6 protein-coding genes are annotated in these 7,388 nt (G+C 75.4%); 2 read left to right on the forward strand and 4 right to left on the reverse strand.

Annotation, left to right across the window (positions count from 1 at the left end; translation table 11 throughout):
• The first annotated feature begins 269 nt into the window (after positions 1-269).
• On the forward strand, positions 270-809 hold the full coding sequence (locus ABTZ17_RS35365; protein ID WP_352199914.1) for a holo-ACP synthase: 540 nt from the start codon (positions 270-272) through the stop codon (positions 807-809).
• A gap of 316 nt (positions 810-1,125) precedes the next feature.
• On the opposite strand, the gene gdhA is transcribed toward ABTZ17_RS35365, so the two are convergent.
• The 4 genes from gdhA to ABTZ17_RS35385 form a co-directional block, all read right to left on the reverse strand.
• The gene (gdhA, locus tag ABTZ17_RS35370; protein WP_352199915.1) at positions 1,126-2,496 is read right to left on the reverse strand and encodes an NADP-specific glutamate dehydrogenase; all 1,371 of its coding nucleotides are present in this window, start codon (positions 2,494-2,496) and stop codon (positions 1,126-1,128) included.
• Between the two features lie 139 nt (positions 2,497-2,635).
• A complete protein-coding gene (locus tag ABTZ17_RS35375) occupies positions 2,636-3,526 on the reverse strand; it encodes an AfsR/SARP family transcriptional regulator (protein WP_352199916.1) in 891 nt (296 codons plus the stop codon).
• A 136-nt stretch (positions 3,527-3,662) separates the two neighbouring features.
• Complete coding sequence (locus tag ABTZ17_RS35380; RefSeq protein WP_352199917.1) at positions 3,663-4,778, reverse strand: IS701 family transposase; 1,116 nt, start codon at positions 4,776-4,778, stop codon at positions 3,663-3,665.
• 493 nt (positions 4,779-5,271) lie between these two features.
• A complete protein-coding gene (locus ABTZ17_RS35385; RefSeq protein WP_352199918.1) occupies positions 5,272-6,132 on the reverse strand; it encodes a metallophosphoesterase family protein in 861 nt (286 codons plus the stop codon).
• Positions 6,133-6,554: 422 nt separating this feature from the next.
• Between ABTZ17_RS35385 and ABTZ17_RS35390 the strand changes: the two genes are divergently transcribed.
• Positions 6,555-7,160: a ScbR family autoregulator-binding transcription factor gene (locus ABTZ17_RS35390; RefSeq protein ID WP_352199919.1), complete on the forward strand. Its 606-nt coding sequence runs from the start codon at positions 6,555-6,557 to the stop codon at positions 7,158-7,160.
• The last annotated feature ends 228 nt before the right edge of the window (positions 7,161-7,388 follow it).

Here is a 7,388-nt window from a genome sequence, read left to right on the forward strand (position 1 = left end):
GTCCGTTCCTCCAGGGCGCGGACCAGGGCGCGCATCCGTTCCCGGATGGCTCCGTCCCAGCGGCCCGCCGCGGCGTCCGCCCCTGCCGGAAGGAGGGCGCGGGGCGTTCCGGGGCCCGTGCCCGGAGCCGCGAGGTGCGGACCGGAAGGGGGGAATCTCCGCGAAACGGACGGAGCGGACCGGCTCGGTTGATCGTTGACAAACCGGGGATCCGGTTTGTAATTTCGGGGCATCGAGACAGGACCATCGGACGGGGGAGTGAACGCGTCATGCGTATCGGGGTCGATGTGGTGGCCGTCGCGGAACTGGACCGGCTGCACGCCCGCCGCTGGTTCCGGGAACACAGCTACGCCCGCGAGGAACTCGCCCTGGCCCGGCGCCTCCCGGCCGCCCGCGCCCGGGAGTTCCTCGCCGGCCGGTACGCGGCGAAGGAAGCCGTGCTCAAGGTGCTCGGCACCGGACTCGGCAAGGGCATCGGCCCCGCCGAGATCTGCGTGCTCGACGGCTCCGGGGACGCCCCCGTGGTCCACCTCCACGGGGCCGCGGCCCGGCGGGCTGCCGCCGTCGGCGTGGCCGGCGTCGAGGTCTCCATCACCCACCAGGACGGCTGCGTCATCGCCGTCGCCGTCGGCGGGGACGCCGACCTCCGGCGGCCGGCCTCGCTGCGCGCCGTCGAACGCGCCGGCCGTGACGCCGCCCGCAAGCTCGGCCGGACCCGGCCCGGATTGGCCTCCGACGCCGCGCTGCGCGCCGCCGCCGGCGGGGGCCGCAACGCGGTGCGCGAGGCCGCGGCCCGCGCCGCCGTCTGACCGCACGCACCGTCCGCGCGGACCGGCCGGTACGCACCGTCCGCACGGACCGGCGGACCCCCGGACCGGCGGAGATCGCGATCAGCGGGGCACGCCGACGGCGGGCGCGTCGATCGGCGGGCATACGGAACGCACGGACCGCACGCACCACCGGCCGTCACGGGGCGGCCGGGGTGGTGTCGGGCGGACGTGAAGCGCGGGGCCCGGCGGTGGCGGGGAAGTACCACCGTCCGGGCCCCGCGCCTGTGGGGGCGTCCCGTGTGGGGAACGGGACTCCGTGGGGGCCCGCCGCGCACCGGCGGGCGGGCCCGTCGGGTCAGACCAGGCCCTGCGCGAGCATCGCGTCGGAGACCCGCTCGAAGCCCGCGATGTTGGCGCCGGCCACGTAGTCGCCGGGGCGCCCGTACCGATCGGCGGTCTCGAAGGCCGTGGCGTGGATGTCGCGCATCACCCGCGCCAGCTCCTCCTCCACCCGGGCGAACTCCCAGCTGTCGCGGCCCGCGTTCTGCCGCATCTCCAGCGCGCTGGTGGCGACGCCGCCCGCGTTCGCGGCCTTGCCGGGGCCGAAGGCCACGCCGGCCTCCTGGAACAGCCGGACCGCGCCGGGGGTGGTGGGCATGTTCGCGCCCTCCGAGACGGCCTTGACCCCGTTACGGATCAGTACGGCCGCGGCCCGCTCGTCCAGTTCGTTCTGGGTGGCGGAGGGCAGGGCCACGTCCGCGGGCACGTCCCAGACGCTGCCGCCGGTGACGTAGCGGGCGGAGCCGCCGCGGCGCTCGGCGTAGTCCGAGACCCGGCCCCGCTCCACCTCCTTGATCTGCCGCAGCAGTTCCAGGTCGATGCCCTTGTCGTCGAGGACGTACCCGGTGGAGTCCGACACGGTCAGCACCTGGGCGCCCAGCGCCTGCGCCTTCTCCACCGTGTACAGGGCCACGTTCCCCGAACCCGACACGATCACCTGCCGGCCGGCCAGGTCCTCGCCGCGGGTGCGCAGCATCTCCGCGGTGAAGAGCACGTTGCCGTAGCCGGTGGCCTCGGTGCGGGCCTGGGAGCCGCCCCAGCCGATGCCCTTGCCGGTGAGCACCCCGGCCTCCCAGCGGTTGGTGATCCGCCGGTACTGGCCGAAGAGGTAGCCGATCTCCCGGCCGCCGACGCCGATGTCGCCGGCGGGCACGTCGGTGTGCTCGCCCAGGTGCCGGTACAGCTCCGTCATGAACGCCTGACAGAAGCGCATGACCTCGGCGTCGGAACGGCCGCGCGGGTCGAAGTCGCTGCCGCCCTTGCCGCCGCCGATCCCGAGGCCCGTCAGGGCGTTCTTGAAGATCTGCTCGAAGCCCAGGAACTTCACGATCCCGAGGTTCACCGACGGGTGGAAGCGCAGGCCGCCCTTGTACGGGCCGAGGGCGCTGTTGAACTCGACCCGGTAGCCGCGGTTGACCTGCACCCGCCCCCGGTCGTCCTGCCAGACCACCCGGAACATGAGCTGCCGTTCCGGTTCGGCCAGCCGCTCCACGAGCTTCGCCGTACGGAGCTCCGGGCGCCGCTCGAAGACGGGGGCGAGGCTCTCCAGCACTTCACGGACGGCCTGGTGGAACTCGGGCTCGCCGGGGCTGCGGCGCAGGATGTCCGCCTCCAGCTCCTGGAGCCAGAGGGGCTGACGCGCGGAGGCGGGTGCTGCCGAGGGCATCGATGGGGTCTCCGATTCTGGGATGAGGGGTCACGCCCCGGGGCGCGGCCGCCGCACGCGGCCGGGTCCGGGGCGCCGGGCGGTACCGGACCGGGTCCGGTACCGCGGTGCGGGCGGCGCCGGACGACGCCGCCCGGGATCAGACCGCGAAGGAGGCCCGCCAGAGCGGGGCGACCACGCGGTCCTCGTACGAGTGGGCGGCCGTGGAGTGCACGGACACCGTGTGGGCGGGGGCCGCGTGCCCGCCGGAGCGGGTCGGGGTCCCGTGCCGCGGGGACAACACCTCGGCCTGCAGGCGCTGGAGTTCGGGGGAGGGCTCGACCCCCAGCTCGGTGTCGAGGATGCGGTACAGCTGCTGGTACGCCTGGAGGGCCTCGGCCCGCCGGCCCGCCCGGTTCAGGGCGGAGATGAGCCGCCCGTGGAACCACTCGTGCAGCGGGTAGTCGTGCACCAGGGTGCGCAGCTCGGGGATGGACTCGCGCTGCCGGCCGAGCAGTTCCTCGGCCTCCAGGCGCAGCTCCAGGGCCCGGATGCGCAGCTCCTCCAGGTGCACGATGCGGCCCTCCAGCAGCGGGCCGGTCGGTACGTTCGGCAGGACGGGGCCGCGCCACAGGGACAGGGCCTCGCGCAGGCTGCCGGCGGCGGCCTCGGCGTCCCGGCGGGCCAGTTCGGCCTGGCCGCGGTGGATGAGGCGCTCGAAGACGGTGATGTCCACCTCGTCCTCGTCGACCTCCATCATGTAGCCGGGGGCCCGGGTGACCAGCGGGCGGCGCCCGTCGGCGGTCACCCGCAGGACCTCCAGCAGCCGCCGGGTCTGGTGGATGTAGGTCTGGGCCGTGGCGTGGGCGCTGCGCGGCGGGTTCTCCCCCCACAGCTCCTGGATGAGGGCGTCGGCGGGGACCAGTTCGTTGGGCCGGGTGAGGAGGAGGGCCAGGGTCTGGCACACCTTGGGCCGGGTGGGCAGGTGGCCGATCCCGGTGTCGGAGACGATCTCGAAAGGACCGATCAGGTTGAACCGCACTGCTGTCACGCTCCTGTCCCGGTCCGCTGGGGCCGGTTTCCTTGTGCCGTGGAGTACGTCGGGGTGCCGGTGGCCGCGCGGCGGAGGGGTGCCCCCGTGAGCGGACCGGCGGGCCGGTGGTGCCGGCCGGACCGGTGGCGGCCGGTCATGCCGCGGAGGACCAGGCCGGGGCGGGCCGGGCCGCGCCGGTGACCGCTTCCAGGTGGGCGACCGAAGCGAGCGTGATGTGCCGGTGCCAGCCCTGGAAGGACCGTCCGGCGAAGTCCCGTACCCCCACCCGCTGGGAGACGGTGGCGAAGTCGTGCGCGACCCGGTCGGAGAGCCGGGCCAGGCCCAGCAGGGCGGGCAGCGGCAGCCCGCGGAGGTCGGTCAGCCAGTAGCGGGCGGCCTCCCGACGGGCCCCGCGCCAGGCGGAGACCAGCAGCAGGGAACGGCCCCGGGGCCCGCCGCCCGGCTGGGGCAGCAGCACCGGGACGGAGGTGGCGAGGAGGTCCCCGCCGGGCAGCGGGTACTGCCGCCACATCTCCCGGACGGACTGCACCAGTCGGTCCGCGTCGGCCTGCCGCGGCCCGTAGCCCGGCAGCGCCGTACGGTCCGCCACCAGCCGGGTCTGGCCGGTCACCCGCATCACGAAGGGCAGGCCCGCGAGGCGCATCCGCGCGGCCAGCTCGGCCGGGTCCAGCCCGGCCGCGTCCAGCACCACGGGCCTGCGGGCCAGCCGCCAGTCCCGACCGGGCAGCACCCGGCCGGTGCACTCCTCCGCGGAGCGGATCAGGTAGGAGTCGGGGACCCCGGCCCGGCTGTGCCGCTCCTCGTCCCCGCCCTCCTCCGGCAGCAGCAGCTGCCAGTTGACGGGCACGCTGCCTCGGTCCGAGGCCAGCCAGGCCCCGTACGCCTGCTGCGCGTTGACGGTCTGTCCGAGGTCGGGCACGAAGCGCTGGGCCACGCCCACCGAGTGCGGGCCCGACCGCGGGATGAGGGTGGGGGCCACCACCCAGGCCTGGGGGCGCAGCAGCCGTTCGGCCCGCCGGGCCAGGGCCTGCCGCACCGGCTCCCAGTCCCAGGAGGAGCCGCTGATGAAGTGGTGCACGCTCTGGCGCGCGGCCTCGCCCCCGAGGTGGTCGGAGATGCGGCGCAGGGTCTTGCGCCCCTCCACCGCGAGGAGCCCCGAGACGTACTGCGCGGCCTTCTCCCGCTGGTCGATCCGCTGGAGCGAAGCGAAGAGCTCGGCCTCCGGTGTCACCGGACTGCGGTCCGTCATGTCCCCCTCCTCGGTTGCCGATCCGCCGGACAGCGAAAAGAAACCAGGCGGACCGTTTTATTATGCATGCCGAGGGCTCCCGGAACACCCACTGGAGGCTCACTGGAAAAGGGAAGACCCGTTCGGGAGGGACCGATGGGCGGACGAAGCGGGCGAAAGATTCCGGCCGCGTCCCGGAGCGGGCCCCGGAACGGGACCGGCCGTGGCGGCCCAGGGGGCGCGCGGGCCGGTCGACCGGCGCGGGCGGCGGGCGTCGCGGTGTCGCGGGGGCGCGGCGGAGGCGACCGGTCGGGGCGGGCGGGGGTTGTGCCGCCGGCGCCGGCCGCGGACCCGCGAACGGGCCCTGACCTGCGGGTGAACGGAAGGGGCGGGCCCGTCGGCCCGGCTCGGGGCGGGCCGTTCCCCGAGGGCGGGCGGCGGGGCCGGCCCGGTCGGGGAGCACGGCGCGGCGCGCGGCCCGGAGCCGGCCCCGGGGGAGGGGACCCGACGGTCCCTAGGGGCGGCCGGCCCCCGCGCCCCGACCCGCGAGGATCTGCGCGGGCCGGCCCGGCATGGCCGGCCAGGCACGGCGTTCGCGCGGGTAGCCGAGGGAGACCTCGTGGTGCGGGATGCCGTCGTGGTGCGTCAACCGGGGGATGTGCAGGTGCCCGTAGACCACCGCGGCGGCCCGGAAACGGACCGGCCAGTCCGCTGTGGCCTCCGTGCCGCACCACAGCGCGAACTCCGGGAACCGCAGGATCCGGGTGGGTTCGCGGACCAGCGGGAAGTGGTTGACCAGCACCGACGGCAGGTCCGCGGGCAGGGCCGCCAACCGCGCCTCGGTCACCGCCACCCGGGCCCGGCACCAGGCGTCGCGGGTCGGGTACGGGTCGGGGTGCAGGTAGTGCTCGTCGGTGCAGACCACCCCGGCCTCCTCGGCCATGGCCAGGGCCTCGTCCCGGCTGCGCGCCCCGGCGGGCCGGAAGGTGTAGTCGTACAGCAGGAACAGCGGGGCGATGACGGCCGGTCCGCCCTCGCCCTCCCACACCGGGTACGGGTCCTCGGGGGTCAGCACGCCCAGCTCCCGGCAGACCTCGACCAGGTGCCGGTAGCGGGCCTCGCCGCGCAGCTGCACGGCGTCCTCGGGCAGCGTCCACAGCTCGTGGTTGCCGGGGGCCCAGACGACCTGGGCGTACCGGTCGCGCAGCAGGGTCAGGGTGCGGCGGAAGTCCTCCACGGTCTCGCCGACGTCCCCCGGCACCAACAGCCAGTCCCGGTCGCTCTCCGGCCGCAGCTCCTCGACCACCCGGCGGTTCTCGTCGTACCGCACGTGCAGGTCGCTGAAGGCCATCAGGCGGGGCGCGCGGGCCGCCATCAGCGGGTCACCGCGGTGCTGCGGGCCGCGCCGCGCGGCCCCTGGTCCGTACGCCGGAACCCCTGGCTGCGCATCCGCCCGTCCCCCTCGTCGTGCCCGCCCGGCCCGGCGGCGCCGGGCACACTCGGCCGCCAGCATGCCGTATCGCCCTGGAGCGGCGCATGAGGGGGGTCGTACGGGGCACATGAAGGTCCCGGCAGGGGCGCGAAATCCGGACACTGTGCCGGAGGGAGTGCTTCCGGGGGCGCTACGGTGCCCGGAAAGAGGGTGTCCGGCCTGCGGGGCGTCCGGTTCGCACGGGCCGTGCTCCTCCTTTTGAGTCAACCTCAAGCCGATGTAAAGAAACCGCGTACGCGGTTTCTGTATCCTGAGGGCGTCCCGTCCGGGGCCCATCCCCCTCCCCGCGATCACGGAGCATGCAGATGACCAAGCAGGAACGGGCGGCTCGTACACGTCACTCGCTGATTCGTTCCGCTGCCGAAGTATTCGACGAGGACGGCTTCGTCTCCTCCTCGCTCGCCATGATCAGCGCCCGGGCCGGTGTCAGCAACGGAGCCCTCCACTTCCACTTCGTGAGCAAGCACGCCCTCGCCGAAGCGGTCGCCGAGTCGGCCCTCGCCGCCCTGGACCAGATCACCGGCACCGGCAGCGTCACCGGCCCCCGGACCTCGCTCCGCGGCATGGCCGAGGCCACCGAACTGCTGGCCCGAAGGCTCCGCGAGGACGTGGTGCTGCGGGCGGGCTTCGTGCTGAGCGCGGACCTGGGCTGGAAGGGCGGCACCGACCTGCGCAGGTCCTGGACGGAGTTCGCCGGCCGGGCCCTGGCCCGCGCCGCCGAGACCGGCGAGGTGGCCGCGGACGTGGACCTCGACGACGCGCTCACCGTCATCGCCGGCAGCGTGGTCGGCTTCGAGGCCATGGGCCGCTCCGACGCCCGCTGGCTGGAGCCGGACACCTTCGACCGGCTCTGGCGGCTGCTGCTGCCCCGGCTCGGCCAGGCCCAACCGGTGGGCTCCTGCTCCTGCTGACCGGCCCGCCCCGCGGCCCCGCGCCGCCCCCCTACTCGGATGTCCCGGCCCCGCACCCCCGCTCGGGGGTCGGGGCATCCGTGCGCCCACCCCCGATGAGCCGACCCGTGCGCGTGCGCCCGACCGCGCGGCGGATCCGCGCCCCCGGGCACGCCGACGGGCCCGCACCCTCCACCCGCCGCGGACCGGGCGGGCGCCTTCGACGGGCGGCCGGCGTCAGATGCGCTC

It is taken from the genome of Streptomyces sp. NPDC097619, from assembly GCF_040302735.1.
GTDB lineage: Bacteria > Actinomycetota > Actinomycetes > Streptomycetales > Streptomycetaceae > Streptomyces.